This is a genomic window from Pseudomonas sp. GW822-FHT01E03 (assembly GCF_058802985.1).
On sequence record NZ_JBXAOQ010000003.1, the window covers coordinates 310,791 to 335,740 of the forward strand.

At 62.3% G+C, this 24,950-nt stretch carries 24 protein-coding genes; 1 reads left to right on the forward strand and 23 read right to left on the reverse strand.

Features of this window, described 5'->3' with window-relative positions; translation table 11 throughout:
• Positions 1-92: 92 nt before the first annotated feature.
• The 20 genes from AC1RP7_RS07530 to AC1RP7_RS07625 are packed head-to-tail and all read right to left on the reverse strand — an operon-like array spanning position 93 to position 18,305.
• A complete protein-coding gene (locus AC1RP7_RS07530) occupies positions 93-1,319 on the reverse strand; it encodes a beta-ketoacyl-ACP synthase (protein ID WP_150811943.1) in 1,227 nt (408 codons plus the stop codon).
• A complete protein-coding gene (gene fabG, locus AC1RP7_RS07535; protein ID WP_102671137.1) occupies positions 1,319-2,047 on the reverse strand; it encodes a 3-oxoacyl-ACP reductase FabG in 729 nt (242 codons plus the stop codon). Before fabG ends, AC1RP7_RS07530 begins: the two co-directional genes overlap by 1 nt.
• Positions 2,047-2,505, reverse strand: a complete 459-nt coding sequence (locus AC1RP7_RS07540; RefSeq protein ID WP_057712326.1) for a hotdog family protein — start codon at positions 2,503-2,505, stop codon at positions 2,047-2,049. The genes fabG and AC1RP7_RS07540 overlap by 1 nt, the downstream gene beginning before the upstream one ends.
• Positions 2,502-3,698: a beta-ketoacyl-[acyl-carrier-protein] synthase family protein gene (locus AC1RP7_RS07545; RefSeq protein ID WP_493181547.1), complete on the reverse strand. Its 1,197-nt coding sequence runs from the start codon at positions 3,696-3,698 to the stop codon at positions 2,502-2,504. Before AC1RP7_RS07545 ends, AC1RP7_RS07540 begins: the two co-directional genes overlap by 4 nt.
• Complete coding sequence (locus AC1RP7_RS07550; RefSeq protein ID WP_493181548.1) at positions 3,695-4,312, reverse strand: hypothetical protein; 618 nt, start codon at positions 4,310-4,312, stop codon at positions 3,695-3,697. Before AC1RP7_RS07550 ends, AC1RP7_RS07545 begins: the two co-directional genes overlap by 4 nt.
• Positions 4,312-5,037 carry a class I SAM-dependent methyltransferase gene (locus tag AC1RP7_RS07555; protein ID WP_493181549.1) on the reverse strand — a complete coding sequence of 242 codons (726 nt, stop codon included), beginning with the start codon at positions 5,035-5,037 and terminating at the stop codon, positions 4,312-4,314. The genes AC1RP7_RS07550 and AC1RP7_RS07555 overlap by 1 nt, the downstream gene beginning before the upstream one ends.
• Positions 5,034-6,281: an NAD(P)/FAD-dependent oxidoreductase gene (locus AC1RP7_RS07560; RefSeq protein ID WP_493181550.1), complete on the reverse strand. Its 1,248-nt coding sequence runs from the start codon at positions 6,279-6,281 to the stop codon at positions 5,034-5,036. The genes AC1RP7_RS07555 and AC1RP7_RS07560 overlap by 4 nt, the downstream gene beginning before the upstream one ends.
• Entirely contained in the window at positions 6,268-7,428 is a 1,161-nt protein-coding gene (locus AC1RP7_RS07565; RefSeq protein ID WP_493181551.1) for a sodium:proton antiporter, read from the reverse strand. The genes AC1RP7_RS07560 and AC1RP7_RS07565 overlap by 14 nt, the downstream gene beginning before the upstream one ends.
• A complete protein-coding gene (locus AC1RP7_RS07570) occupies positions 7,425-9,764 on the reverse strand; it encodes an MMPL family transporter (protein ID WP_057712321.1) in 2,340 nt (779 codons plus the stop codon). The genes AC1RP7_RS07565 and AC1RP7_RS07570 overlap by 4 nt, the downstream gene beginning before the upstream one ends.
• Positions 9,748-10,452 carry an outer membrane lipoprotein carrier protein LolA gene (locus AC1RP7_RS07575; RefSeq protein ID WP_493181552.1) on the reverse strand — a complete coding sequence of 235 codons (705 nt, stop codon included), beginning with the start codon at positions 10,450-10,452 and terminating at the stop codon, positions 9,748-9,750. The genes AC1RP7_RS07570 and AC1RP7_RS07575 overlap by 17 nt, the downstream gene beginning before the upstream one ends.
• The gene (locus AC1RP7_RS07580; protein WP_057712319.1) at positions 10,449-10,874 is read right to left on the reverse strand and encodes an acyl-CoA thioesterase; all 426 of its coding nucleotides are present in this window, start codon (positions 10,872-10,874) and stop codon (positions 10,449-10,451) included. The genes AC1RP7_RS07575 and AC1RP7_RS07580 overlap by 4 nt, the downstream gene beginning before the upstream one ends.
• Positions 10,867-12,411 (reverse strand): HAL/PAL/TAL family ammonia-lyase, encoded by a 1,545-nt coding sequence (locus AC1RP7_RS07585; RefSeq protein ID WP_493181553.1) that lies wholly within the window; start codon positions 12,409-12,411, stop codon positions 10,867-10,869. Before AC1RP7_RS07585 ends, AC1RP7_RS07580 begins: the two co-directional genes overlap by 8 nt.
• The gene (locus tag AC1RP7_RS07590; protein ID WP_493181554.1) at positions 12,392-13,333 is read right to left on the reverse strand and encodes a lysophospholipid acyltransferase family protein; all 942 of its coding nucleotides are present in this window, start codon (positions 13,331-13,333) and stop codon (positions 12,392-12,394) included. Before AC1RP7_RS07590 ends, AC1RP7_RS07585 begins: the two co-directional genes overlap by 20 nt.
• Positions 13,330-14,064 carry a glycosyltransferase family 2 protein gene (locus AC1RP7_RS07595; protein ID WP_349734608.1) on the reverse strand — a complete coding sequence of 245 codons (735 nt, stop codon included), beginning with the start codon at positions 14,062-14,064 and terminating at the stop codon, positions 13,330-13,332. Before AC1RP7_RS07595 ends, AC1RP7_RS07590 begins: the two co-directional genes overlap by 4 nt.
• Positions 14,057-15,736 (reverse strand): ApeI family dehydratase, encoded by a 1,680-nt coding sequence (locus AC1RP7_RS07600; RefSeq protein WP_493181555.1) that lies wholly within the window; start codon positions 15,734-15,736, stop codon positions 14,057-14,059. Before AC1RP7_RS07600 ends, AC1RP7_RS07595 begins: the two co-directional genes overlap by 8 nt.
• Positions 15,733-16,278 carry a COG4648 family protein gene (locus tag AC1RP7_RS07605; protein WP_057712314.1) on the reverse strand — a complete coding sequence of 182 codons (546 nt, stop codon included), beginning with the start codon at positions 16,276-16,278 and terminating at the stop codon, positions 15,733-15,735. The genes AC1RP7_RS07600 and AC1RP7_RS07605 overlap by 4 nt, the downstream gene beginning before the upstream one ends.
• Positions 16,275-16,529 carry an acyl carrier protein gene (locus tag AC1RP7_RS07610; protein ID WP_007992314.1) on the reverse strand — a complete coding sequence of 85 codons (255 nt, stop codon included), beginning with the start codon at positions 16,527-16,529 and terminating at the stop codon, positions 16,275-16,277. The genes AC1RP7_RS07605 and AC1RP7_RS07610 overlap by 4 nt, the downstream gene beginning before the upstream one ends.
• Before the next feature lie 9 nt (positions 16,530-16,538).
• Positions 16,539-16,814: a phosphopantetheine-binding protein gene (locus AC1RP7_RS07615; RefSeq protein WP_057712313.1), complete on the reverse strand. Its 276-nt coding sequence runs from the start codon at positions 16,812-16,814 to the stop codon at positions 16,539-16,541.
• Positions 16,792-17,604, reverse strand: coding sequence for a lysophospholipid acyltransferase family protein (locus AC1RP7_RS07620; protein ID WP_057712312.1), 813 nt, complete (start codon positions 17,602-17,604; stop codon positions 16,792-16,794). The genes AC1RP7_RS07615 and AC1RP7_RS07620 overlap by 23 nt, the downstream gene beginning before the upstream one ends.
• On the reverse strand, positions 17,580-18,305 hold the full coding sequence (locus AC1RP7_RS07625) for a beta-ketoacyl synthase chain length factor (RefSeq protein ID WP_090452742.1): 726 nt from the start codon (positions 18,303-18,305) through the stop codon (positions 17,580-17,582). Before AC1RP7_RS07625 ends, AC1RP7_RS07620 begins: the two co-directional genes overlap by 25 nt.
• Positions 18,306-18,660: 355 nt before the next feature.
• Here AC1RP7_RS07625 and AC1RP7_RS07630 point away from each other — a divergent pair, with 355 nt between their 5' ends.
• Positions 18,661-19,431, forward strand: a complete 771-nt coding sequence (locus AC1RP7_RS07630) for a ParA family protein (protein WP_015093167.1) — start codon at positions 18,661-18,663, stop codon at positions 19,429-19,431.
• Positions 19,432-19,560: 129 nt separating this feature from the next.
• On the opposite strand, the gene trxC is transcribed toward AC1RP7_RS07630, so the two are convergent.
• From trxC to mscK, 3 genes are all read right to left on the reverse strand, one after another.
• On the reverse strand, positions 19,561-19,995 hold the full coding sequence (trxC, locus tag AC1RP7_RS07635; protein ID WP_489339624.1) for a thioredoxin TrxC: 435 nt from the start codon (positions 19,993-19,995) through the stop codon (positions 19,561-19,563).
• 73 nt (positions 19,996-20,068) lie between these two features.
• Positions 20,069-21,532 (reverse strand): protein adenylyltransferase SelO, encoded by a 1,464-nt coding sequence (gene selO / locus AC1RP7_RS07640; protein ID WP_493181556.1) that lies wholly within the window; start codon positions 21,530-21,532, stop codon positions 20,069-20,071.
• A 48-nt stretch (positions 21,533-21,580) separates the two neighbouring features.
• Positions 21,581-24,949 carry a mechanosensitive channel MscK gene (gene mscK / locus AC1RP7_RS07645; protein WP_493181557.1) on the reverse strand — a complete coding sequence of 1,123 codons (3,369 nt, stop codon included), beginning with the start codon at positions 24,947-24,949 and terminating at the stop codon, positions 21,581-21,583.
• Position 24,950 lies beyond the last annotated feature (1 nt).

Sequence of the window (24,950 nt, forward strand, 5' to 3'; positions counted from 1 at the left end):
GGACGTCAACGATAACGCGGGCAGCCTGAATGAACGCGGTGCCCGGACGTTTTTCGCGAGCAGGCTCGCTCCTACAGGGGAAATATTTCAGGTTATGGCCAGCGCTTGAAAATCAGTGACGTATTAACCCCGCCAAACGCAAAGTTATTGTTCATCACGTACTGGTTGCTCATCTGCCGAAACTCGCCGCGCAGGTAATCGAGCTTGCCGCAATGCGGGTCGACTTCGTCGAGGTTGAAGGTGTGGGCGTACAGGTCGCGGTTCATCATTTCGATGCTGAACCACGATTCCAGCGCACCACAGGCGCCGAGGGTGTGGCCGAGAAAGCTTTTCTGCGAGCTGATCGGCATGTGTTCGCCGAACAGGCTGCTGGTGGCCAGGGTTTCGGCGATGTCGCCCTGTTCGGTGGCAGTGCCGTGGCCGTTGACGTAGCCGATGTCCGAAGGTTTCAGCCCGGCGTCCTCCAGGGCCAGTTCCATGGCGCGGCGCATGGTGATTTGTTCCGGACGGGTGGTGTGCTGGCCGTCGGCGTTGCTGCCGAAACCGACAATCTCGGCATGGATGCGAGCGCCACGGGCCAGGGCGTGTTCCAGTTCCTCGAGCACCAGCATACCGCCGCCTTCGCCGATCACCAGGCCGTCGCGTGCGGTGTCGTAAGGGCGCGGGCTGCGTTGCGGGGTGTCGTTTTTCAGGCTGGTGGCGTAGAGCGCGTCGAAGACCATGGCTTCGGTCGGGCACAGTTCCTCGGCACCGCCGGCGAGCATCAGCGGCAGGCGCCCGAACTTGATCGCCTCGTAGGCATAGCCAATGCCCTGGCTGCCGCTGGTGCAGGCGCTGGACGTCGGGATCAAGCGACCGGTGAGGCCGAAGAAGATGCTGATATTGGCCGCGGTGGTGTGCGGCATCATCCGCACGTAGGAGTTGGCGTTCAGGCCTTCGGCCACTGAGTTGAGCAGCATGTTGCCGAACGCCTTGATCTCGTCGGTACTGCCGGTGGAGGAGCCGCAGGCGACGCCCATGCGCCCGTCCTTGATCGATTCGTCGCCCAGCAGGCCGGCATCGGCCAGCGCCATCTCCGCCGCACCCACGGCAAGCCGCGAGACCCGGCCCATGCTGCGCAGTTGCTTGCGGGTCCAGTGGCTTGGCACCTTGAAGTCATCGATGGGGCCAGCCAGGCGCGTGTTGAGTTCGGTAAAACGATCCCACTCGTCCATCCGGCGGATGCCGCTGCGGTTGGCCGCGAAGTTGCCGGCGATGGTGTCCCAGTCGCTGCCCAGTGAGGTGATACCGGCCATGCCGGTGACGACGACGCGCTTCATCAGCACAGGCCTCCGTTGACGGCCAGAACCTGCCGGGTGATGTACGAGGCTTCCGCCGACATCAGGAAATTCACCGCGCCGGCCACCTCTTCAGGGGTGCCCATGCGTTGTGCGGGGATCATTTTCATCAGTTCTTCCACCGGCACATTCTCGTCGAGCATGGCTGTGTCGATCAGGCCGGGTGCGACACAGTTAACGGTGATTTTGCGCTTGCCCAACTCGATCGCCAATGCCTTGGCCGCGCCGATCAAGCCGGCCTTGGAAGCACTGTAGTTGACCTGGCCACGGTTGCCGATCAAACCCGACACCGAGGTGATGCAGACAATCCGCCCGGCGGCGCGACGACGGATCATCGGCATCATCACCGGGTGCAGCACGTTATAGAAACCGTCGAGATTGGTGCGCATCACTACATCCCAATCCTCCTCGCTAAGGGCGGGAAAGGCACCGTCGCGGGTCAAGCCGGCATTGAGTACCACACCGTAATAGGCGCCATGGGTTTCCACGTCGGCTTCGAGAATTTCCTTGCAGCGGGCGCGGTCGGCCACGTCGAACTGCAGGATGCGCGCACGACGGCCCAAGGCCTCGACTTCGGCCTTGACGGCTTCGGCGTCCGCCAGGCCGCTGCGGCAATGCAACACGATGTCGTGCCCGGCCTGGGCCAGGCGCAAGGCGATGGCGCGGCCGATGCCACGGCTGGAACCGGTGACCAGTACGGATTCAGTCATCACTGGACTCCTTCGGGTTCATGGAGATATTGAGCGGCCTGGGGTGGGCGGAACACATTCAGACGGGCGGTAACGTGAATGCCGGGGGCGTTGATGTGGCATTCGAACACGCCCATGCCGTTATCGTCTTCCAGGGAGCGAATACCGTGGATGGTCAACTCGGTGCCGGCCGGAAAACTTTCGACGTTGCATTCGAATTTTCGGCTGCCGAGCAGGAATCCCAATTCCACCTCATCACCGCGCTGGCGCGCATGGCAACCGGCGAAGGCGGCCACGCTCTGGGCCATCAGTTCGATGCCGACCCAGGCCGGCAGGCTGCCGTCGGGGAGATTGAACAGGCCATCGGGCTTGACGGTCAGGCGCGTGTGAATCTGCTCTTCATCGAACGCCAGGATCTGATCGATAAGAATCATGTCACCCGCGTGGGGCAACAGTTCGGCGATCGGCCAGTCAATCATGGGGCGTCTCCGATAATCAGGCTGACGTTGTTGCCACCGAAGGCAAAGGAATTGCTCATCAGGTAGCGGGGTGCAATGGACGTCAGGCGAGTGGCCGGGGTCACCCATTGCAGCGGCGGCAATTCGGGATCGGGCTGTCCGTCCCAGACGTGAGGCGGCAGGGCATGCTCGTGATTGTCCGGGCTCAGGCTCAACCAGCAGAACGCCGCCTCCAGCGCCCCGGCGGCACCGAGGGTGTGGCCGGTCATGGGTTTGCTCGACGAACAGGGTACGCCAGTCGGGAACAGGGTCGCCACGGCCTGGCTTTCCATGGCGTCGTTGTGCTGGGTGGCGGTGCCGTGCAGGTTCAGATAAGCGATCTGCTCCGGTTGCAGGTTGGCGCGGCCCAGGGCTTTGCGCATCGCTTGCAGGGCGCCACGACCAGTCGGCTCCGGGGCGGAGATGTGATGCGCATCGGAACTGGCGCCGCTGCCGAGCAAGGCAATCGCCTGGCTGTCGGCTGCACGTCTGGTCATCAGGAACAGCACCGCCGCTTCGCCAATGTTGATGCCATTGCGGTTCACCGAAAACGGATTGCAGCGTTGTTCCGAGACCGCTTCGAGCGCCGAGAAACCGTTGAGTGTCAGCTTGCACAAGGTGTCGACACCGCCACACAGCACCGCGTCGCACATGCCCAGGTCCAACAGGCGCTGGGCGCTCATCAAGGCCCGGGCGCTGGAGGTGCAGGCCGTGGAAATGACATAGGTCGGCCCGCTCAATTGCAGCCACTCGGCGAGGAAGTTCGCCGGCGCCCCGAGTTCCTGTTGCTGATAGTCGTACTCGGCAGGGAACTGCTTTTCACGCAGGTAATGCGCCAGTCCCTGGCTGGCCTCGTCGATGCCCGAGGTGCTGGTGCCCAGCACGACACCGATGCGGTCGCGGCCGTAGGTCTGGATCGCGCTGTCGATGTCCGCGCGGATTTGCAGCGTGGCCTCCAGCAACAACTGATTGTTGCGACTGTGATGGCGCGACATGTCGGCCGGAATGCTTGCCAGTTTGCCCAGGACCGCACCGACCGGCAGCGTGCGTTGCGGCACCCACCCGGTTTGTTCGCGCATGCCGCCGCAGTCGCCGGCAAACAGGTTGCGGGCGACTTCCTGCTTGTCGCGGCCCAGCGCGCAGACCAGTCCGAGGGCATTGAGGTAAGCCGTCATGGCGTTTCACCGCTCAGGGGCGTGACTTGATAGCTCGGACCATGCGGTAGCTTCAATTCAAAATTCTGCGGTTGTGCGTAGCGAATGTCCCAGCGCTCGGGCAGGGACCGTTGTCTGCCGTACTGCCAGGCACCGGGATAGTTGGCCGCCAGTTCTTCTTGCGGCGTCAGCGCAAACAGTAGCGCCGCGAACAGTTCCCGGGCTTGCGGATTGGGCGGCAGGAAACCATCGGACTCCCAGGTTTTATCGATCAATTTCTGGCGGGCCTGGGGAATGCCCAACAGGTCCATCATCGACCAGCGAATACCCGTCTCTTCACGCTGGATCACCAGCACCCAGTCCTGGCGGTCGTCGGGCTGCAAGAGCTGGATGTGCAGTTGCAGCGGCAACGGCAGATCCGGATTGTGCTCGGGCAGCGGCGCCCGGCCGGCGCAGGCGCTCAAAAGCAGGGCTACGGCAAGTAACAGAAATCGCATAACGCCGGTTACCCCTGTGGGAGCGAGCTTGCTCGCGATGGCGGCGATACATTCAACATTGATATTGACTGACCCACCGCTATCGCGAGCGAGCTCGCTCCCACAGGTTTGGTGTTTCAAGCGGTTGGCAATGAACATCACTCAGTTCCTTCAAAAGGTTTGCGCGCCACCACATTGACCAGGGTTTCTTCCCGTTGGCCAAAGGGTTTTGGCTTGCACACACCCAAGTATTCGAGCAGGCCGAAATCCTTGGCGCGACTCCACCACAGGTACGGATAAGACACGTTTTGCGCGGTAAATTCGAAGCCCTGCCGGCGAATCATTTGCAGGTACTGCGCAGCGCTTTTCTGCACGTGCATGGGGTGGCGAAACAACCAGCGGATCACCCAGGTATCAATGTAAGCCTCGGTGGATTCGGCGAACAGCAGATAACCGCCGGGTTTGAGTACGCGGTAGAACTCGGCCAGTGCCTGTTCCTGCTCCACCAGGTGATGGAAGGTCTGGTGACAGAACAGCAGGTCGATACTGGCGTCCGGCAGGTTCAGGCTGGCGCAGTCGCCGCCGATCAACTCCACTTCCATGCCCTGGCGGGCCGCTTCTTCGCGGCTCTGGATCAGGCTTTGTGGATCAGCATCGACGCCAATCAGACGACCGGGCGCAAAGGCCTGGCGCAGCAGCGGGAATGACTTGCCCTGGCCGCAACCGGCATCCAGCAGCACCGGGTTGACAGGCAGCGCTTCGCTGAACAGGTTGTGCAAGTCGTTGATCGCCAACCGCAGCACATAGTGTTGCCAGATCTGGCTGCGCAGGAACCACAAACCGAAACGGGTTTCTTCGACGTAGTTGTCGCTCAAGTAGTTCATGACGCATCCCTTGCACAGAACTCCGAAATCGCCTTCAACCGGCGCCTGGCTGCGCTGACGAACGGATTGCGTCGGTCCCAGGCATATCCGGCAAGAATGGAACTGATCATCCCGCGGATTTCCGGTGAGCTGCTCTCATGGAAAATCACGTCCTGGAATGTCCCCGCGTACCAGCCTTCGACATAGCAGCGGAACGTGTCGACGCCGCGCTTGAGCGGTTCGGCGAACTCGGTTTGCCAGTCGACGGCTTCGCCTTGCAGCTGACGGTGCAATACCCCAGCGGCCATGCTCGCCGAACGCATGGCGATGGTCACGCCGGAGGAAAACACCGGGTCGAGGAATTCCGCGGCATTGCCCAGCAGCGCGAAGCCCGGGCCGTGCAGGGTTTTGACGTTGGCCGAGTAACCGCCGATGGTTCGGGCCTCGGTGTCCCACTGCGCATTTTGCAACACGCGGGCCAGGCTTGGCGTCTCGGCGATAAAGCCGCGCAGGCACTCGTCCAGATTGTCGCTACGGCCTGCGAAACGCTCCTCTGCGGCGACCACGCCGACCGAGCAGCGCCCGTTGCTGAACGGGATGGTCCAGAACCACACGTCGCGCTGAGTCGGATGAGTGGTCACCAGGATCTTGCTGCGGTCGAAGGCCGGGAGGTCGATACGGTCTTCGACGTGAGTGAACACGGCCTGACGCACCGGGAAGTTCGACGGCGCCTCGAGGTCGAGCAAGCGCGGCAGCACTCGGCCGTAACCGCTCGCATCGAGCAGGAAGTCAGCCTCGATGCGGTACTCGCTACCGTCTTCGCGGCGCACGCCGAGCTGCGGTTTCCCCGGGGCCATGTCGACGCTGACGATGGTTTCGCCATAGCGGATCTCCACGCCTTGCAGCGCGGCCTGATCGGCCAGCAGCTTATCGAAATCGGCGCGCTGGACCTGAAAGGTCGTCGATTTGCCGTGGCTGAACGTCTCGCCGAAATCGAAGGCGCTGTAGCGCTCGCCCCAGGCAAACGCGGCACCGGTTTTCAGCTGGAAGCCGGCGGCGTTGACGGCGTCGAGCATGCCCGCTTCTTCGACGAAATCCAGGCAATGGGCCAACAGGCTTTCGCCGATGGAAAACCGTGGAAAATGCTGCCGCTCGATCACCAGCACATCGTGTCCCTTGCGCTTGAGCAACGCGGCGGCGATGGCGCCGGAAGGTCCGGCGCCGATGATCACGACCTGGCGGCATTCCATCTCAACGGTTGGCATGGGGGCTCCTTGCGGGGACAGCGGCTTTCAGGGGGATACGGTGCATGCCGGTCAGGGCTGGCAGCAGTGTAGCGATCAGGCCCATCAGCATCAGGGCAAAGTACAGCGGCGGGCTGATGAGTTGCTGTTGCAGCAGCAGGTTGAGAAAAACGATCTCGCTCAAGCCACGGATGTTCAGCAGCACACTTTCCCGCCAGCGGCTGGCACCCTGGAACGAGGCCCCGGCCCAGCCGAGGCCGAGCCAGTTGCCCAGCAGTTTGCTCAGCATCGGCAACAGCAGCAGGGCGACCAGTTGCATCCAGCCGAGGCTGTCCATCGCGCTGTGCACGTTGATCTGCACGATGCCGAACGTGAGGATCAGCGGGATGGCGATGTACGTCTGCAAGCGGCTCATCCAGATGGCCGGCAACGGCAGGACCAGTGGGGCTTTCAGCGCGGCCATGATCAACACATAGCCGATGCCGAAAATCAGCGCATTGAGCTTGAAGTGTTCGGCGACGACCAGCAGGGCGAAAAAGCTCAGGCTGTAGAGCCACGTCTGGCGCAGGCCCAGCAGCCGCAGCAGCACCGGGAGGCACGCGCCGGCCAGGGGCAGCAACAGGCTGCTCAGGTGCAGGCTGCCCTGGGCGATACCGAACAGGGTCCAGCAGGCGAGGTCGATGAGGATCGCGGTTTGCACCAGTCGCCGGGTGGCGGCGGGCGGGTAATCGATGTGCCGCAGGTACAGGTACAACACCGGAATCGCGGTGATGGCGAACAACAGGCCGACGGCCAGCGAGCTGATCCACGGTTGCGGCGGCAACAGCCAGATGGCCGTGGCCAGACCGCAGGCAAACGGAATGCAAAAGCTGGGAAGGGCGATTTTCAGGCTTTGGCGATCCAGTTGCAGGTCGATCACATCGCTGAGGATGTAGCCCAGCAACAGGGCAAAGCTCAGGCTGTAGAGGTTCTTCAGCCAGCCCGGCGACACCAGCTGCGCACCGCTCAATTGCCATTGGGGCTCGATCCAGAAATACATCAACAGCGGCAAGCCGAGGGTCGCCAGCAACAACTGGCTGACGATGGGGATCAGGCCGAAATGCCGGCCGACACGGGTCGCCAAGGCGAACAACACCAGTGCCATCGCCCAGAACAGAACGACCATCATGTTGCCCGCTCCACGGCCGTGGGCTCATGCACCTGGCGACCGGCCCACGGTGCGAGCAGGAAGCTGAAGATCAGGCCCAGGCTCACCGACAGTCCGAAGTTGCTCACCGCCGGGGTGCTCGATACCGCCAGCAGGCCGAACGACAGCCAGGTGGTCAATGCCGCCAGCAGGGTGCCCAGCAGGCTCACGGCTGCGCCGCCGACCTGTTCGCGCATCAGGATCGCGTAATCGACGCTGATCGCCGTCACCAGCAGCAGGCCGAACAGGCTGAACAGGGTCAACGGCTGCCCCAGCCAGCCGAGGCTGGCCAGGCTGCACAACGCCGCCAGCAGGGGCAGGGACACGATGCGCAACGCACCGCCCAGGCCGAATGGCAGGATAAGCACCAGCACGATCAACACGCAGGAGGCGAGTTTCAGTTCCGCGGCACTGATTTGGGTGGCCGCGAAGACGTTGTTCAACTCACCCAGTCGATCCACCAGTGTCACGCCGGGCAGATCCTCGCCCTGGAGCCGCAGCAGGGCCGTGTTGTTGATGCCTTGCAGGCTGACCATTGCCGCCACGCCGTCTTCGGTCGGCCCCAGCCACAGGGCCCGGTAGGGTTCTGCCAACGGGCCGCTCAGCGCTGCTTCGATGTCCACGGTCGGCAATGCCTGAAGCTTCGTCAGCTCGGCTTGCAGCGCCTCGACCGGTACGCCGACTTCGAGCAAGGGTTGCCAGAACGAAGACAGTTTGCTCAACGCTGCGCGCACCTGTTGCTGTTCGTTCGGCGGGCTGACCAGTTGATTGAGCGACAGATAACCCTGGAGCTTTTCCAGGCCTGTCAATTGATCCAGTCGTTCTCTCAGAGCGGTCTGGCGTTCGAGCAGTTGCTGCTGATTGGCGGCGCGTATCAGGAAGAACTGGCTGGTGGGTTGATAGCCGGTGATTCGGGCAATGGCCTGGGCTTCGTCGGTCAATTGTTGCGGTGCGCTGATCCACTGGCGGATGTCGTTTTTGCTGCTCAGCTGCAACAGGCCGCCCACGCAAAAGGCGACCAGCAGCGCCAGCAAGACTGGCGTTTTCAGCTGTTTGAGCAGCGCTTCACGGCAACCCAGCAAAAACTCGCAAACGCGCAATGGCCAGTGCGCCGGGCGCAGGTCTACGCCCTTGAGCAATGCCGGCAGCAGGCACACGGCGGACAAATAGGCGCCGAGCAACCCTGCGGCAGAGAACGCGGCAATCTGGGTCAGCGCCGGGAAGGGTGTCCAGGCCAGGGCCAGGTAACCGATGCCGCTGGTGATCAGGCTCAGGGTCAAGCCCGGCAGGGTCAGGCGCAGGGCTGGCCAGCTGCGCCAGGGTTTCAGGCTCCAGCTCTTGGACAGGTAATGCAGGGGGTAGTCGACCGCGACACCAATCAGGCTCGAACCCAGCACCAGGGTCATCACGTGCATATGGCCGAACAACGCCACGCAGGCCACCGCACCGAAGAGCATGCCCACCAGCACCGGCACGAAGGCCAGCAAAACGCGCCAGCGCCGGAAGGCCAACAGCAGCAGCAACAAAATCCCCACGGTGGCACCGCCGCCGACCCAGGTCATCTCCCGGGCGGCCTGCTGCTGCCCGCTGGCTGCGTACAACAGGCCGCTGGCGGCGAGCAGTTGCACGTCGTGCCGGGCGGCTTCTTCGCGGCTGTGCTTGAGCAGATCGGCCACTTGCAGCGGCAGGTTCATGTCGAAGGCGTTGCCGGTGGTGCGCGCGCGCAGCAGCACCCAGCTCTTGCCATCGGCATCGGCGACCAGGGCGCCGCTGCCGATGTCCAGTTGCACCGAACCACGTTGCGGCTGGCTGTTCTGGATTCGTCCGGTCAGGCCCAACCAGTCGTCCTGGCTCGGCACCAGGCTGTAACCGTTGAACGGGTCGAACAACGCCTGCACCCGCTGCTGGATAAAAGTGTCGGGGTGCTCGATCAGAAGTTGTCGGTCCGCCGCCTGGAGCATCGCCAGGCGACCTTGCAGCAACTGCGTGCGCAGCGCCGGCAAGTCGGCTTGCAGGGTCCACTGGACCTTTTCGAACAAGCCGCTGGCCTGCCATTGCTCGCCGAGTGTCTGCGCCATGGCGACGGCCTGCTGGCGATCGCTGTGGCCGACCAGCACCAGCATTTCGCGGTTCAGCGGTTCTTGCATGCGTTGTTCGGCGCGCAGTTCCAGGGCATCGGGCGCTGTGCCGGGCACCAGATCCATCAGGTTGGCCGACAGCGGCGCGCCGTCACGCCATTGCCAACCGGCGAGCGCCAGTACTGCCAGCAGCAGGATCAGAAACAGCCGTGGCAACCACCGTTCACTCGGCAAAGTCATGCTGCTCCGCGTCGCTCAACGGTTGGGTGCTGGTGCTGTCCTGCATGCGCAACAACGTGCTGTCGCCCTGAGTCTCGAGCAGTTCGATGCTGTGTACCAGTTCCGCGCCGGTAATGTTGATCTGGTTGAACACCTGCTTGAGCAGCATCGAGCGTGGCAGCAGCGTGAGCTTCCAGTTCTGCGCGTCGCCGCTCAGGGACAGCTCGAAATCCCGTTGCAGGCCACTGCTATCGCCTTGCAGCACGGCGAGGAACAAACGGTTCTGCTCGGCACCGGCGCTTTTGCCCGGCAGCATTTGCCAAACACTGCCGTCACGTCGGGCAATGCCTTTGGCGGTGATGCGGTAGTCCTGTTGCAAGGGCGTTTTCAACAGCCATAACAGGCCGTGGTTTTTTGCCAGCACGAACGTGCCCTTGCTGGTCAGCGGCTGGGGCAGGGCGCGCAGGTGTTTTTCCTGGATGAACTTGCCGTGGATCACCTCGGGTCTGGCCAGTTGATCGCTGAGCTGTTGCAGATCGAAGGCATGGGCCAGTCCAGGAATACCCAGTAGCACGCAGAACACTGCAGGAACGAGCTTGCTCGCGAAAAAACTGAGAGCGCCACGGGGTGTCAGATACCCAGCGTTATCGTTAACGACCATCGCGAGCAGGCTCGCTCCTACAGGGGAACGGGGATGGCAGAACATCATGGCAGGGCCTTCTCAACAGCATCGGTGAAGACCTTCGGCGAGGCCAGTTGCATCTCGCGGCTGGCAATGTCGACGGCGACCTGTACCGACATGGCCCGGGTCAGGCGCTCACCGGTTTGCAGGTCGCTGATCAGGTAGTTGATCTTCAAGCGGTTCTCCCACTCCACCAGGTTGGCGCGCACGTTGAGTTTCTGGCCGAACACCGCCCCGCGCACGTAGCGCAGTTGCAGGTCGATCACCGGCCACGCATAGCCGGATTCGTTCATCGCCGTGTAGTTGTGGCCGATCTTGTCCAGCAGCGCACAGCGGGCGACTTCCAGGTATTTGACGTAATGGCCGTGCCAGACCACGTGCATGCTGTCGACGTCAAAGAACGGTACGACGATTTCCGTGTCGGTGTAGAGAAATCCCTTGCTACGCATGCAGCCTCCAGTGTTGTTCGGCGATGCGTTGCAGGCACAGGCGCAATTCGCCTTCCAGTGCGCGGTCTTCGATGACCGGTGGGAAGTCGTTGGACAAGGCTTCATGCATGGTGGCCAACGCGGGTGGCAGGGGGCGTGCATCTTCGGCCTGGCCGCGCAGCCAGACGCCCTGATTGGCCGCCAGCAGCGTAGCGGCCGCCACTTGTTCGGTGAGTTCCAGCACGCGGATTGCATCCCGGGCGGCGATGGTGCCCATGCTCACTTTGTCCTGGTTATGGCATTCGGTGGAACGCGAGAAGACGCTGGCCGGCATGGTGTTCTTCAGCGCTTCGGCGGTCCAGGCGCTGGTGCCGATTTGCACCGCCTTGAAGCCGTGGTTGAGCATGGCGCGGTCGGCCGTGGCGCCCGACAGGTTGCTCGGCAAGCCATGGTTGTAGCGCTCGTCCACCAGCAGCGCGAGTTGCCGATCCAGCAGGTCGGCGACGTTGGCCACGAGGTTTTTCAGGCTGTCCATGGCGAACGCGATGTGCCCGCCGTAGAAGTGCCCACCGTGCAGCACGCGCTCGGCCTCGGCGTCGATGATCGGGTTGTCGTTGGCGCTGTTGAGCTCGATCTCGATGAACGAACGCAGCCAGTTCAGGCTGTCGGCCAGTACGCCCAGCACATGGGGCGCGCAGCGCAGGGAATAACGGTCTTGCAGGCGATGCAGTGGCGCGGTCGGTGCGTCGATGGCCAGGTCTTTGCGCAACCACGCGGCGACCTGCATCTGCCCCGGGTGTGGCTTGGTCGCGAACAGGCGCTCGTCGAAGTGCTCCGGGTTTCCTTGCAGGGCGACCACGTTCAGCGCGGTGATGCGCGTGGCCAGATGCAGCAGGTAATCGGCGCGGGCGTACGCCAGGCAGGCCAGACCGGTCATCACCGCGGTGCCGTTCATCAGCGCCAGGGCTTCTTTCGGACGCAACACCAGTGGCTGCCAGCCGAGTTCGTGGTGCACATCGGCAGCCTGCCGGCGCTCGCCGCGGAACATCACTTCGCGTTCGCCGGACAGCGTGGCGGCAACGTACGAAAGCGGCGTCAGGTCACCACTGGCGCCCACCGAACCTTCCTCCGGAATCAGCGGCAGGATGTCGTGTTCAAGGAACGCCTGCAGGCGCTCCAGCAGCTCCACGCGCACCCCGGAAACACCGTGGCACAACGACTGCAAACGCGCCGCCAGTACCGCGCGGGTGGCCTGGGCGTCGAGCAGTTTGCCCAGGCCGCAGCCGTGGAAGGTGTACAGGTGACGGGGCAGCGCCTCGACGTGATGCAGCGGCACCGCGACCACGCAGGAATCGCCATAGCCGGTGGTTACGCCGTAGATCACGCCTTCCTTGTCCAGCAGAGAGTCCAGAAAACGCGCGCCCTTGGCGATGCGCTCGCGGTAGGCAGGGTCGCTTTGCAACTGCGTCGGCACCTTGCGGTTGGCCAGTGCCAGCACATCTTCAATGCGCAAAGGGCGTTCGCCGAAGGTTACCGGCTCAAGCGTTGGCGTCGTCATCGGTCTTCCAGAAAGGGTAAAAGTTGAACCATTGTTGGGGCGCTTCGAGGCAATAGTGACCCAAGCGTTCGGCGTAGCGGGAGGCCCACTGATGAATGACCTGTTCACGGTCGCTGCGCTTCCAGGTGATTGCGTCAGCGAAGGGTTCAATGGTCAGTCGATAGTCGCCGTCGGGCTTTTTCAGGCACAGCAGCAGGTTGACCGGGCATTTCAGCAGGCCGGCCAGCAGCCACGGGCCCTGGGGGAACCTGGCCGGATGACCGAGAAAGTCCACGGTCACGCAGCGCCCGCCATGCAGCGGCACTCGGTCGCCGGCAATCGCCAGCCACTCGCCGCGTTCCAGGCGCTCGCTCAGTTGCAGCATGATCCCGGGGTCCAGTTCGCTGACCTGGATCAGGCGCAAATTGGTCGCCCCGGCTTCGCCCAGCAAACGGTTGAACTGTTCGGCGTGCTTGGTGTGCACCAGCACGTTCATCGTGACTTTCTCGCCGAGCTCCGCCAGTGCGCGGCAGACTTCCAGATTACCCAGGTGCGCGCCCACCAGCATTTGCCCGCGGGCGCCGCGCAACTGGTCGCGCAGCAGCGCCGGGTCGATGATTTCGATCTGTTCGATGCTCAGCTTGCCGTTCCATACGTCGAGTTTGTCGAGCATGGAATCGGCGAAAGCCATGAACTGGCCGAACACTCGCCAGTGGCTCGGGCGCAGTTCGCTGCGACCGCTCCAGTCGGCCAGGCGTTGCTGGTATTGCCAGGCGCTGTGTCGGGCGCTGCGGCCGAACAGGAAAAAGTACAACACGATGCCGTACAACACTGGGCTCAGTACTCGACGGCCCAGCACATTGGCACCGAACGCGGTGAGCTTCATCAGCCAGAAACTGCCCCGTTCTTCGCGGTCGGCCCAATGCTGCTTGTCTGAACTCATGCCCGCCACCGTCGCCAGAGGATCACTGGCGCACGCAGCAACATGCCGAAGAACAGCCGCGTGTGCATGCTGGAAATCAGGACGTTGTCGTGGATCATCCGAAAATGCGAAACGCCGTCCAGCGGGTAATGGACTTTGGTTTGCAGCCATTGCATCGGCTGATTGCGCCAGGTCAGGCGCACCAGGATGTCCGAGTCGAAGTCCATGCGCTTGCCGATTTTCGCTGACTCGATCACCGCCAGGACCGGCGGCAATGGGTAAACCCGGAAACCGCACATGGAGTCGCGAATCTGCAATGACAGGGTGTTGATCCAGACCATGACGTGCGTCAGGTAGCGCGCATACAAACGGCCTTTCGGCACGCTGGCGTCATATTGCGGATAGCCGCAAATCAACGCTCGTGGGTAGCGGCGTGATTGTTCGATGAAACGCCTGACGTCCTGCAAATCGTGCTGGCCATCGGCATCCACCTGCAAGGCATGGCTGAAACCCAGGCGCGAAGCTTCGCGCAAACCGGTCATGACCGCGCCACCCTTGCCCTGGTTTTCGGCCAGCCGGATCAGGTAAACCATTTCACGCTGGGCCAGGCGATCCAGCACCCGGGCGCAGCTCGGGCTGCTGGCATCGTCCACCAGAATGCACGGCAGGTTGCTGGCGATCAGGGCATCGACCACCGTGGTGATGGCGCTTTCGTGGTTGTACACGGGGACGACGGCGCAGGGGCTATGCATGCTCCGCCTCCAGCAAGATCCGCCCGCTTGAGCAGGTGGCGGTTTCGTTGCGATAGGCGAAATACAATTTGCCGCGCGCCGGGTCGTAGCGCAGATGCAGCTGGATTTCGTCTCCCGGGCGCACCAGTTGCTGGAACTTCAAGACTTCCATGCCGGCGAATTTTTTCGGCAGGTTCATCAGTTGCCGGCCCAGGCTCAGCGCCCAGTCCACCTGCACCACGCCAGGCAACACCGGCGCCTTGGGGAAATGACCGCTGAAATAGGCCAGGTCCGGTGGCACGGCCAGTTGCAGGCTCCACTCGCCATTGCTTTCGACTTGCTCCAGCACCTCGGGCGCTTTGGGGCGCGGCGCCAACAGCAGGGCGTCGACGTCGGCCTGGGGCAGTTTGCCCTGAGCGTTCAGTGGCAGTTGTCGCAGCAGGCGCCAGCGTCTTGGCAGGGCCAGGGCTTCGCAGTGTTGGCTCAGGTGCTGGCGCAGTTGCTCGGTGAGGCTGCGTCGACCGTGATTGCGCAGCACATGCAAACCGGCCTCGCTCAGCACCAGCAACGCCCCCAGGGAGGCACGGTTTTCCTGAACGACGCCGAGCCGAGCTTCGATGACCCATTCATGGGCCGCCAGCGCCTGTTCCAGCATCGGCAGCGAGATGCGTTTTTCTTCCAGTTTGACGATCCGGTCCAGTCTCCCGAGCAATTCGAAGCGACCATCGATGGCGATGCGCGCTGAATCGGCCGTGTGTTCGATTTGACCGACGGGTAAGTAGGGCGAAGCGATCAGCAGCGCACCTTCACTGTCCTGTGTCAGCGTGACATCGGCAAAGGGGCGCCACAGTTCTGCGCCCTGACGCCAGGCGATGCCGCCGGTTTCCGAGCTGCCGAAGATTTCCGTTGGCCATTGCCCCAGACGCTCATGCAGGCTCTGTGCGGCCTCGACCGGCAATGCGCCGCCGGAGGAAAAAACCCGGCGCACGGCGCTCAAGGCCGGCCAGTCGAGGTTGTCGCCCATGCGCTTGAGCAGCGCCGGGCTGGCCACCCAGGTGAAGGCCGGGTATTCGCGGCTGGCGCGTTGCAGGTCTTCCGGAAAGGCCAACTGCCGACGCAGGAACGGGCGCCCGGCGCACAGTGGCCAAAGCACCCGAAACAGCAGGCCGTAGATGTGCTGGGTGGCGACGCTGCCAATGATGCACGCCGGGCCCAGGTCAGCGCCCCACAGCTGTTCCAGGGCTTCGACTTCATTGGCCAGTTGGCGCAGGTTTTTTTCGATGCGCTTGGGTTCGCCGCTGGAGCCGGATGTGCACAGGCTGAGTCGGCAGTTATCCAGGTCCAGCGCGGCGGCACTAAGCGGCGGCTGTTGGAGGTCGCCAAGGTGCGCATCGTCGGGCTGATCGCTCAGCCACAGATCAACATCACCCGACCAGCGTTGGCGGGTCTGCGGTTGCAGGTCGGACGGCAGCAGCACACTGACCCCGGCACGCCAGGCGCCGAACAGGGCAATCGCCAGGTCGGCGGCATCCTCAAGGTGCACGGCCATCTGCCGGACACCCCGGGCTTGCAGGCCGGCGGCCAGGCGCAGCGCCTGTTCGCACAGTCGGGCGTGATCCAGTGCCGGAGCAGTGGTTACGGCGCGCTCCGGCTGAGCCTTGAGCAGCAGGTGCTCAAGTTTTATCCAATTCATGGGTGGCCTCGTACCCTTATTCGTATGAGCCATTCAATGGCAAACATCAGGCCTATCAATCCGTAGGAAATCAGGCCGGTGTACAACGTCCACCAGCTCAACGGCGCCCAGAGGGTCAGGGCGGCGGCACACAAACCGTTGCAAAGAAAAAAAACGCTCCAGGCGATGGTCACCTGACGGGTATAGCGAATGCCCTCGGCCGGCAATTGCGGCTCGCGTACCCGGGCCAGGCGTTCAACGATCGGTGGGCCGAATGTCAGGCTCGATCCGAACAGCACCAACATGAAGCTGCTGATCAACACCGGATACCAGCGCAACAGCGCCGGGCTGTCGAACAGTGCCAGCAACAGGCAGAACACAATGGCCACCGTGGCCATCCACAGGCTGCCAGGCCGTCGTTTGCCGGTCAGCGCCCGGGCCAGCCACAGCCCGCCCAGCAACAGCCCGAACTGCCACGGGGCGAAATGCTCCATGCCGAAATACACCGCAAAGGGATACAAAAGGCCTACCAGCAGCAGGCCGAGGCCAATCAGTCGATTCATGCGGCGGGTTGAACCAGACGGTAGACCGCCTCGACCACGTCACTGACGGTACGCACCGATTTGAATTCTTCGGCGGCGATTTTCTTGCCGGTCTGACGTTTGATGTGATCAATCAGGTCGACCGCGTCGATGCTGTCGATTTCCAGGTCCTGATACAGGTTGGATTCCAGGCTCACACGCTCAGGGTCCAGTTCGAAAAGCTCGACCAAGGCATCGCGCAGGGTGTTGAAAATGTCGTCACGAGTTTGCATGGTCCGGTCTCAAGCTGCCTGTTTTGCGCTGACGAACGCCGCAAGGCTCGCCACGTTACTGAAGTGGTTGCGTGTGTCCTTGGCATCGGCGTCGATTTTGATGCCGTACTTTTTCTGGATGGCCAGGCCCAGTTCCAGGGCGTCCACCGAGTCCAGGCCCAGGCCTTCGCCGAACAGCGTCTGCTCGTTGCCGATGTCTTGGGCGCTGATGTCTTCGAGGCCCAGGGCGTCGATGATCAGTTCTTTGATTTCCAGCACCAGGCTAGGGGTGTTCAGATCGCTCATCTTCGGCGAGCTCCTTGATGAAGTAAGAATGCAAATAATCGTTGAGCTTGCGCGAGGCCTGCGGAGCCGGCCCCTGCGTGGCGAAGGTCTTTGGGTCTATATCGGCCCCGACCCGGAAACTGAAGTGCACGCGCCGCTTGGGGATGCGATACCAGGGTTCGGCCTTGGTCAATGTGGTCGGGCTGACCTTGATAATGACCGGGGTGAGGATTTTCGCACCACGCAGGGCGATTGCCGCGCCGCCCCGATGAAAGGCCGGCGGCTGGCCGGGCTGAGTGCGCGTACCTTCCGGGAAAATGATCAGGGTCTGACCGTCTTTCAGCGCGTCGGCAGCCGCGTCGAGCATGTCCATGCTGCCGTCGTTGCTGATGTATTCGGTGCAGCGCAGCGGCCCGCGGGTGAAAGGGTTTTCCCAGAGGCTTTGCTTGACCACGCAGTTGGCGTGACGCACCAGGCCGATCAGAAACACCACGTCGATCAGCGATGGGTGATTGGCAATGATCATTTGCCCGGGGCGACCGAGTTTCTCCGCACCCTCAATGTTATAGGTCAGTACCCCGGTACGGGCCATGAAACGCACAAAAATCCAGAAACAGCGGCTGACCGTTTGCCGGGCCCGCAGCCGATGGGTCCGGGCGTCGCCCGGCAGCCAGTTCAGTACAGGGAAAATCACCAGGCGCAGGCACAGCCCGCCCAGCCCGAACAGGGCGAAGCTCGCGGCGGTGGCCAGCAAACGCCAGTAATAGGCGTCGCGGTTTTTCTCGGTCATGGGTTGCGTTGCCAGGTCCATACACGATTTTTCCAGGCATGTTGGCAGGTGGTTTGCTGGCCGAGCAGCGCACACAGCAGATTCAGCGCGTGAGGCCAGCGGGGTTTGGACAACGCATCCGAGGGGCTGTTCAGGGACAACTGCCAGTCGGTACCGGGTGTGATCAGCAAGCCGACGGCATAAGGGAACGGCACGTCGTCGATCCAGGTCGAGTAAGCCTCGGGTGGCTTCTCTTCGGTGACCACCAGCAGTACCGCGCGAGCGCCTTCAGCCAGCAGCGCGGCAGCTTCAAGCATGCCGTGTTCCAGGCCATCGCCTGCGGCGGCCAGGGCGGTCATTTCGCTGGTTTCACCCCGCATGATCGACCACAAGCCAATGATCGCGTTATGCACCGACAAGCTGAACCGGGTCGGCGACAGCGGCTGGTCGGCGGCCAGATCACTGAGAATATCGACGGTGCGGGGCGTTTCGCCGTGACGGGAAACAAAGACCAATGGCAGATCCTGCCGACCTTCGGCCAAAGGCCAGCCGACACTGAATGCCATGCGCGCCAGACGGCTGAGCCGTCGACGCTGCATGGCCGGCAGAAAGGAAACGTCGGGAGCGGCATCGCTGTCCGGCAGCACGACCGGTTGTCGGCACCAGGCCTGCCAATCGGACACGCTATCAAGCCCCGGGGCCCAGGCGCGCCATTGGGCGATGTTGAAGTTGATCACAGACATTCATCCCACCCTCACGGGCTTACTTGACGCGGGGGAGTGGCCGAGGGCCGAGACTTACCCTGCGTGGCGTTTGGCGCCGAGTGGCGCGCATTATCCCGGTGCCGGGAACGTGTAGCAAATGCTGGTTACATTTTGCTCAGAAGATGAAGCGGCTGGTTCGCAAAAATTGAATGATTGGCAACTATTCACAGAATTATTACCCCGTCTGTCGGTTCTGGCGTCGAACCGCCGGGCCGCTCAGGGCTTTTCATGCAAGAGAAGGCAACTGACTGTGTAGTCCTTGCACTGGTGAGGTAGCGTAGCCATACCGTGGACCACTACACTCGGTCATTCTTTGATACACGGAGGTTTTGACATGCGGCGCGTGGTGTTCAATCAGAAAGGTGGCGTTGGCAAATCCAGCATTGCCTGCAATCTGGCGGCGGTCAGTGCCAGCGAGGGTTTTCGCACCTTGTTGGTGGACCTCGATGCCCAGGCCAACTCCACTCAGTACCTGACGGGGCTCACCGGTAGCGATATCCCGATGGGCATCGCCGATTTCTTCAAGCAGACGCTGTCTTCCGGGCCGTTCTCCAAAAAGAATCAGGTCGACATCTACGAAACCCCGTTCGATAACCTCCATGTCATTACCGCCACCGCCGAGCTGGCGGACTTGCAGCCAAAGCTTGAAGCCAAGCACAAGATCAACAAGCTGCGTAAGTTGCTTGAAGAGCTGAGCGAAGACTACGACCGGATTTACCTCGATACCCCGCCAGCACTGAATTTTTATGCGGTTTCAGCGTTGATTGCCGCCGATCGTGTGCTGATTCCCTTCGATTGCGACAGTTTTTCACGCCAGGCACTGTACGGCCTGATGGCGGAAATCGAAGAGTTGAAGGACGACCATAACGAAGGTCTGGAAGTCGAAGGCATCGTCGTCAACCAGTTCCAGGCCCGCGCCAGCCTGCCCCAGCAAATTCTCGATGAGCTGATCGCCGAAGGCCTGCCGGTGCTGCCGGTGTACCTGGCCAGCTCGGTACGCATGCGTGAATCCCACCAGGCCAATACGCCGCTGATCCATCTCGACCCGCGGCACAAGCTGACCCAGCAGTTTGTCGAGCTGCACAACCTGCTGGAAAACGCCTGATTCTGGCTGCTAACACAGAACCCCTGTGGGAGCGGGCTTGCTCGCGAAAGCGGTGTATCAGGCGACACCTCTTTTGAATGTCAGCCCGCCTTCGCGAGCAAGCTCGCTCCCACATGGTTCCGTGTTGTTTCAGATGCCTTGACTACGCAACCAGCTCATCAGTTGCTGTAACGGGAACGCCCCGCTCTGCCGGGCGACTTCCCGGCCGTTCTTGAACAGGATCAGGCTCGGAATCGAGCGAATCCCCAACTGCGCCGACAACTGCTGGTTCGCCTCGCTGTCCAGCTTGGCCAGGCGACACTTGCCCGCCAGTTGCCCGGCTGCCTGCTCGAACACCGGTGCGAACGACTTGCACGGCCCGCACCAGTCCGCCCACACATCCACCAGCAGCGGCAGATCGCCCTTGATCTGGCTGGCGTAGTCGCCTTGCTTCAATTCAAACGGTTTGCTCAACAGGACTTCGGCCTTGCAGCGCCCGCATTTCGGGTGGTCGTTGAGGCGCTCGGCCGGGATGCGGTTGAGGCCGTTGCAGAGAGGGCAGGGGATGAGGAGTGGGTCGGTCATGACAAATCGTCCAATCGAAAGCGAATGATCCATATCTGGAGACATGACTCCAGATTTTCAATCGTGCAGTGCCTCACGACGAACAACTGATCTCCAGATGCTTGCCCCATTCCGGCGGCCGCTCGGCGTAGCTTTCCATCCCCGGTTGTTCCTCGAACGGATTGCTCAGCACCGCGTGCAGTCGACGGACTTCCGAGTAGTCGCCGTTCTGCGCTGCATCGATGGCGTTTTGCGCCAGGTAGTTGCGCAGGATGTACAACGGGTTGACCGTGTGCATCCGCTGGCGGCGCTGCTCTTGATCAAGCGTGCCTTCACGGGAAACCCTGGCGACGTAGAGCTCGCCCCAGGCGTCAAAGCCCTTGAGGTCGACGAAGTCATCACGCAAGCGGGTGATGGCCTGTTCCGGCGTTTGATCACCCAAACGGCGGAAAAACAGGCTGTAGTCGACGCCGCTGTTTTGCATCAGTTGTAGCAGGTTCTCCAGCAGTTTCTGGTCGTCATCCTCGGCGGTGGTCAGGCCGAGGCGGCGGCGCATCAGGTCCAGGTAATGGGCCTGGAACAGTGGCAGGTACAGGCCGAGGGTTTCGCGCAGGGCCTCGACGCTGATGAACGGTGTCAGGGCCTGGGCCAGGGCGCTGAGGTTCCACTGGCCAATCGGCACCTGGTTGCTGAAGGAATAACGGCCCTGGTCGTCTGAGTGATTGCAGATGAAGTTGGCGTCGAAGTCATCGAGGAACGCGAATGGGCCGAAATCGAAGGTGATGCCCAGGATCGACATGTTGTCGGTGTTCATCACCCCGTGGCAGAAACCATAGGCCTGCCATTTGGCGATCAGTTCGGCGTTGCGCTCCACCACTTCGCGGAACATCGCCAGGTACGGCTCCGGTTGTTCCAGGCACTGCGGGAAGTGCATGGCCAGCACGTGATCACCCAGCTCTTTCTGTTGCTCGGGGCGCTTGGTGTAGTAGAAATATTCGAAGTGGCCGAAGCGCACATGGCTCGGGGCCAGGCGCAGGACCATGGCTGCGCGTTCCTGCTTTTCGCGCCACACCGGGGTGTCGGAGCCGATTACGCACAAGGCGCGGGTGGTCGGGATATTCAGTGCGTTCAGGGCTTCGGAGGCGAGGAATTCGCGGATCGACGAGCGCAGTACCGCCCGGCCATCACCCATGCGTGAAAATGGCGTCTGGCCGGCGCCCTTGAGGTGCAGGTCCCAGTGTTCGCCGGCCTCGTTGTACACCTCGCCGAGCAACAGGCCGCGACCGTCGCCCAATTGCGGATTGTAGGAACCGAACTGATGCCCGGAATAGACCATCGCCCTTGGGATTGCGTCGGCCCAGAGCTTGTGGCCGCTGAACAGTTCGGCGAACTCCGGGGTTTCGGCCACGCTCGGGTCGAGGTCCAGCAGCGCCATGGCGGCGGGGCTGGCCACGACCAGGCGCGGATTATCGATGGGCTCGGGCAGCACATGGGCGGAAAACGCATCGCCCAGGCGGTCGAAGCGGTTATCGAAGGTGAGTTCGTCGAGGGCTTTCAAGGGCCGGCTCCAGCAGAATGTCCGAGCATTCTGCTGGGGAAAGGCCGGTTAGTCGAGTTTGGCGGCGGGCGGTTCTTGCGCGGGCCTGCCGTCGACGATCGGCACGATGGTTTTCGCTTCCGGCTCGATCGGCACCATCTTGTATTCCTGGCCGTGCAGGTTCTTGAGGTAGACCTCCATCTGCCGGAACGAGATGTTGATGTGCTGCTTCTTGAACTCGCGGTTGATGAAGCGGTTGACCTCGTCGAGCACCGGGTTGCGGTCGCCGAGGTCGCGCACGTGCATGCGCAACTCGTGGTCGAGGGTACTTTCGCCGAAATTCAGGAAGTACACGTGGGGCTCCGGGTCTTTCAGCACGCGCGGGTTTTCGCGTGCGGCCTTGAGCAACAACTCTTTCACCAGGTCCAGGTCCGAGCCGTAGTCGACGCCGAGCTTGAGGGTCACCCGGGTGATGGTGTCGGTCAGCGACCAGTTGATCAGTTGCCCGGTAATGAACGTCTTGTTCGGGACGATGATGTCCTTGCGATCGAAGTCGGTGATGGTCGTGGCGCGGATGCGGATTTTGCTCACGGTGCCCGACAGGTTGCCGATGGTGATGGTGTCACCGATCCGCACCGGACGTTCGAACAGGATCATGATGCCGGAAATGAAGTTGGCGAAGATCTCCTGCATGCCGAAACCGAGGCCGACCGACAACGCTGCCACCAGCCATTGCAACTTGTCCCAGCTCACGCCGAGGGTCGACAGCGTCGAGACGAAACCGACGCCGGCGATCACGTAGGACAGCAACGTGGTGGTCGCGTAGGCGCTGCCCTGGGCAAGGTTGAGCTTCGACAGCACGAACACTTCGAGCAAGCCCGGCAGGTTGCGCGCCAGGGCGAAGGTGATGCCGATGATGATCAGTGCGCCGAGCATGTCGCCGATGCTGATCGGCACCATGCTCATGTTGGCGCCGGTACCGCTGGTGTATTCGTAGAGGGTGACGTTGTCCAGATACGAGAACACCGTGATCAGGTCGGCCCAGACCCAATACAGTGCCGCCATGAAGCCGCCGAGCAGCGCCAGGCGGATCAGGCGCAGGGACTGTTCGTTGACCTTCTCGATGTCCATCGTCGGTTCTTCGATCACGGCTTCACCATCGCCGGCCTCTTTGGCGGCCAGCCGCTTGGCCAGGGCGCGCTGGTAGGCCAGGCGCCGGGCCGCCACACTGAGGCCGCGCACGAAGGTGGCTTCGATCACCAGCCAGAACATCAGCAGGTACAGGGTGTTGATCAAGCGGTCGCTGAGCTTCAGCGCGGTGTAGTAGTAGCCGAAGCACACTGCCACGAACAACGCGACGGGCAGGGCGGTGAACAGGATCCCCACCAGTTTGCGGAACAGCGAAGCGTTTTCGTGGGTCGGGCTGCTGATGAGCAGGCGGCTGAGCAGCAAGGTCATCAAGGCGTAGCAGATCAGCACCACCGGCATGCCGAGCACGTCATCGGCCAGTGCCGCCGGTTGCAGTTCGGCAACGGCGACTACGGTCACCAGTGCCATGACCACGATGCCGAGGCGGCGGATCCATCTGCGCAGGAATTCCACCTGGGGCTTTTCCCAGCGGAAATGCAGTTCTGCCACGCCACCCGGCGCGAGGATCCGGTAGGCGGTGTAGAACACCAGCCAGGCCCCGGCCATTTGCAGCAGCGCCGCGCCCATATTGGCGTTCTGCCCACGGGCGTCGATTTGCAGGGCCAGCCCGCACAATGCGAGGCCCAGTGAAACCGGCATCGCCAGCAGAATGTTGATCAGAATTGCCTGCGGCGTATGCCACTGGCTGTCGCGTTTGAAGTGACCGATGTCCTGGTGAACCTTGTTCAGTCGCGCGTATAGACTCTTGCGCCGCCACAGCAGTGCGCCGATCAGCAAGGCCAGTGGCAGGAACAGCAGCGGGCGCTGGGTCAGGCCGTCGGTCAGTTCGCTCAGGCTTGAAAGTACCGGCAGTGTATCGACTTGCCGCTGGAGGCGATCCGGCACACTGTGAATCCACTCCAGGTCCAGCGGCTTGTTGCTGGGAATCCAGAACATCTGTTCATCGAGGGTCGCCCGCAGGCTTTGCGCGGTGCTGAGCAATTGCTTCTGGTTCAGTTGCAGGGTGATGGATTCATTGAGCACCGCGCTCAGTTCGCGGTTCAGTCGCTCCAGCAGGTCGGCGCGGGTGGTGGCCAGTTCCATCAGGCTTTTGCGCAGCTGCGACGTGACTTGCTCGGGGGGTTGGGTCGACAGCAGGTTTTCGACGTAGGTGGTCGGATTGCTCAGCAATTCCCGTTGCTGGCTGACTTCGAACTGATACAGGCGAATGTCGGCGATCTGATCGGCCAGGTTGCGGTCGAGCCGCAGGCGCGGCAGCGCCTGTTTCTGTTTGTAGAGAATCTTCGAGAGCAGCAGGCTGCCTTTGAGCACGTTGATTTGCTCGTCCAGGGCCGCATCGCTCTGGGTCAGGCTGTCCAGCTGCTGCTTGGTCTGCAGGTTCTGCTGGGTGACTTCGTTGAGGCGGTCGGTGCTTTTGAGCAGGTAGTCCGAGAGCTTCAGGTTGGCCGCGCTTTCGGTGGCCAAAAGGCTGCTGCCGCCGGCCTTCTGTGCTTCGATGGATTGCTGGGTGACCGTTTCCTGGGACAGCGCCAGACGCTTCTGGTTGATCAGGGTTTGCAGTTCCTGGATTTCCTTATCCAGGCGGTCGGATCGCTCCGACAACAAGTCATGCTGGCTGTTGCCGAGGTCTTGCAATTGGGTATTGCCGGCCAGTTCCTGTCGCCGCAGCGGGATCAGGGCGTTCAGCGCCGCCAACTCGGCATTGAGCTGGTCGCGCTGCTCGGCGCTCAGGGTCTTGCCAGCGTCCTTGCCGTTCTTGAGGATGGTGTTGATCTGCTGAATGCGCGTCTGGCTGCTGGATATCTCCGCCTGGGCGCGTTCGGGGCGGGTCTGGGCGGTGATGATCAGGCTGTTGGCATCGGCCAGGGCCTTTTGCAGGTCGCTTTGCTGGGTGGAGCGCTCGGTGAGCAATTGTTCAAGCTGCTGGATCGGTTCCTTGGCGAAACGCTGCGCCACCGGCACCACGGCACTGGCCTTGAGGCGGGTCAGTTCACGCTGGTTCTCGATGGTCTGTTTGGGCGCATTGCTCAATTGCTGCTTGAGCGCGACCAGCTTCTGCTCGTAGTCACGCTTGTTGTTGAGCTGGCTCAGCGTACCTTGCAGGACCGATTGCAGGGCCTTCAGATCGGCTTCCGGCAGTTTGCGGTCGGCGATCTTGTCCAGGCTCGCTTGCACGGCTTCGCTGGAAGGCGGTTCGGCCGCTTGCGCCGCTTGCGATAAACCAAGGGTGCTGACAGAGAGACTCAAGCCCAGCAGGGCGACGGCGAAAATGGAGCGCAGATTAGGCATA

Bases quoted from the DNA above. Each gene is read 5' to 3' on its own strand.
- AC1RP7_RS07580 (WP_057712319.1), bottom strand. From the start codon at position 10,874: ATGCGTAGCAAGGGATTTCTCTACACCGACACGGAAATCGTCGTACCG.
- AC1RP7_RS07600 (WP_493181555.1), bottom strand. From the start codon at position 15,736: ATGAATTGGATAAAACTTGAGCACCTGCTGCTCAAGGCTCAGCCGGAG.
- AC1RP7_RS07615 (WP_057712313.1), bottom strand. From the start codon at position 16,814: ATGAGCGATCTGAACACCCCTAGCCTGGTGCTGGAAATCAAAGAACTG.
- AC1RP7_RS07540 (WP_057712326.1), bottom strand. From the start codon at position 2,505: ATGATTGACTGGCCGATCGCCGAACTGTTGCCCCACGCGGGTGACATG.
- AC1RP7_RS07550 (WP_493181548.1), bottom strand. From the start codon at position 4,312: ATGTTCATTGCCAACCGCTTGAAACACCAAACCTGTGGGAGCGAGCTC.
- AC1RP7_RS07585 (WP_493181553.1), bottom strand. From the start codon at position 12,411: ATGACGACGCCAACGCTTGAGCCGGTAACCTTCGGCGAACGCCCTTTG.
- AC1RP7_RS07545 (WP_493181547.1), bottom strand. From the start codon at position 3,698: ATGACGGCTTACCTCAATGCCCTCGGACTGGTCTGCGCGCTGGGCCGC.
- AC1RP7_RS07620 (WP_057712312.1), bottom strand. From the start codon at position 17,604: ATGGACCTGGCAACGCAACCCATGACCGAGAAAAACCGCGACGCCTAT.
- AC1RP7_RS07560 (WP_493181550.1), bottom strand. From the start codon at position 6,281: ATGCCAACCGTTGAGATGGAATGCCGCCAGGTCGTGATCATCGGCGCC.
- fabG (WP_102671137.1), bottom strand. From the start codon at position 2,047: ATGACTGAATCCGTACTGGTCACCGGTTCCAGCCGTGGCATCGGCCGC.
- AC1RP7_RS07630 (WP_015093167.1), top strand. From the start codon at position 18,661: ATGCGGCGCGTGGTGTTCAATCAGAAAGGTGGCGTTGGCAAATCCAGC.
- AC1RP7_RS07530 (WP_150811943.1), bottom strand. From the start codon at position 1,319: ATGAAGCGCGTCGTCGTCACCGGCATGGCCGGTATCACCTCACTGGGC.
- AC1RP7_RS07575 (WP_493181552.1), bottom strand. From the start codon at position 10,452: ATGATGTTCTGCCATCCCCGTTCCCCTGTAGGAGCGAGCCTGCTCGCG.
- AC1RP7_RS07605 (WP_057712314.1), bottom strand. From the start codon at position 16,278: ATGAATCGACTGATTGGCCTCGGCCTGCTGCTGGTAGGCCTTTTGTAT.
- AC1RP7_RS07625 (WP_090452742.1), bottom strand. From the start codon at position 18,305: ATGTCTGTGATCAACTTCAACATCGCCCAATGGCGCGCCTGGGCCCCG.
- AC1RP7_RS07595 (WP_349734608.1), bottom strand. From the start codon at position 14,064: ATGCATAGCCCCTGCGCCGTCGTCCCCGTGTACAACCACGAAAGCGCC.
- AC1RP7_RS07570 (WP_057712321.1), bottom strand. From the start codon at position 9,764: ATGACTTTGCCGAGTGAACGGTGGTTGCCACGGCTGTTTCTGATCCTG.
- AC1RP7_RS07610 (WP_007992314.1), bottom strand. From the start codon at position 16,529: ATGCAAACTCGTGACGACATTTTCAACACCCTGCGCGATGCCTTGGTC.
- AC1RP7_RS07565 (WP_493181551.1), bottom strand. From the start codon at position 7,428: ATGATGGTCGTTCTGTTCTGGGCGATGGCACTGGTGTTGTTCGCCTTG.
- AC1RP7_RS07555 (WP_493181549.1), bottom strand. From the start codon at position 5,037: ATGAACTACTTGAGCGACAACTACGTCGAAGAAACCCGTTTCGGTTTG.
- mscK (WP_493181557.1), bottom strand. From the start codon at position 24,949: ATGCCTAATCTGCGCTCCATTTTCGCCGTCGCCCTGCTGGGCTTGAGT.
- trxC (WP_489339624.1), bottom strand. From the start codon at position 19,995: ATGACCGACCCACTCCTCATCCCCTGCCCTCTCTGCAACGGCCTCAAC.
- AC1RP7_RS07590 (WP_493181554.1), bottom strand. From the start codon at position 13,333: ATGAGTTCAGACAAGCAGCATTGGGCCGACCGCGAAGAACGGGGCAGT.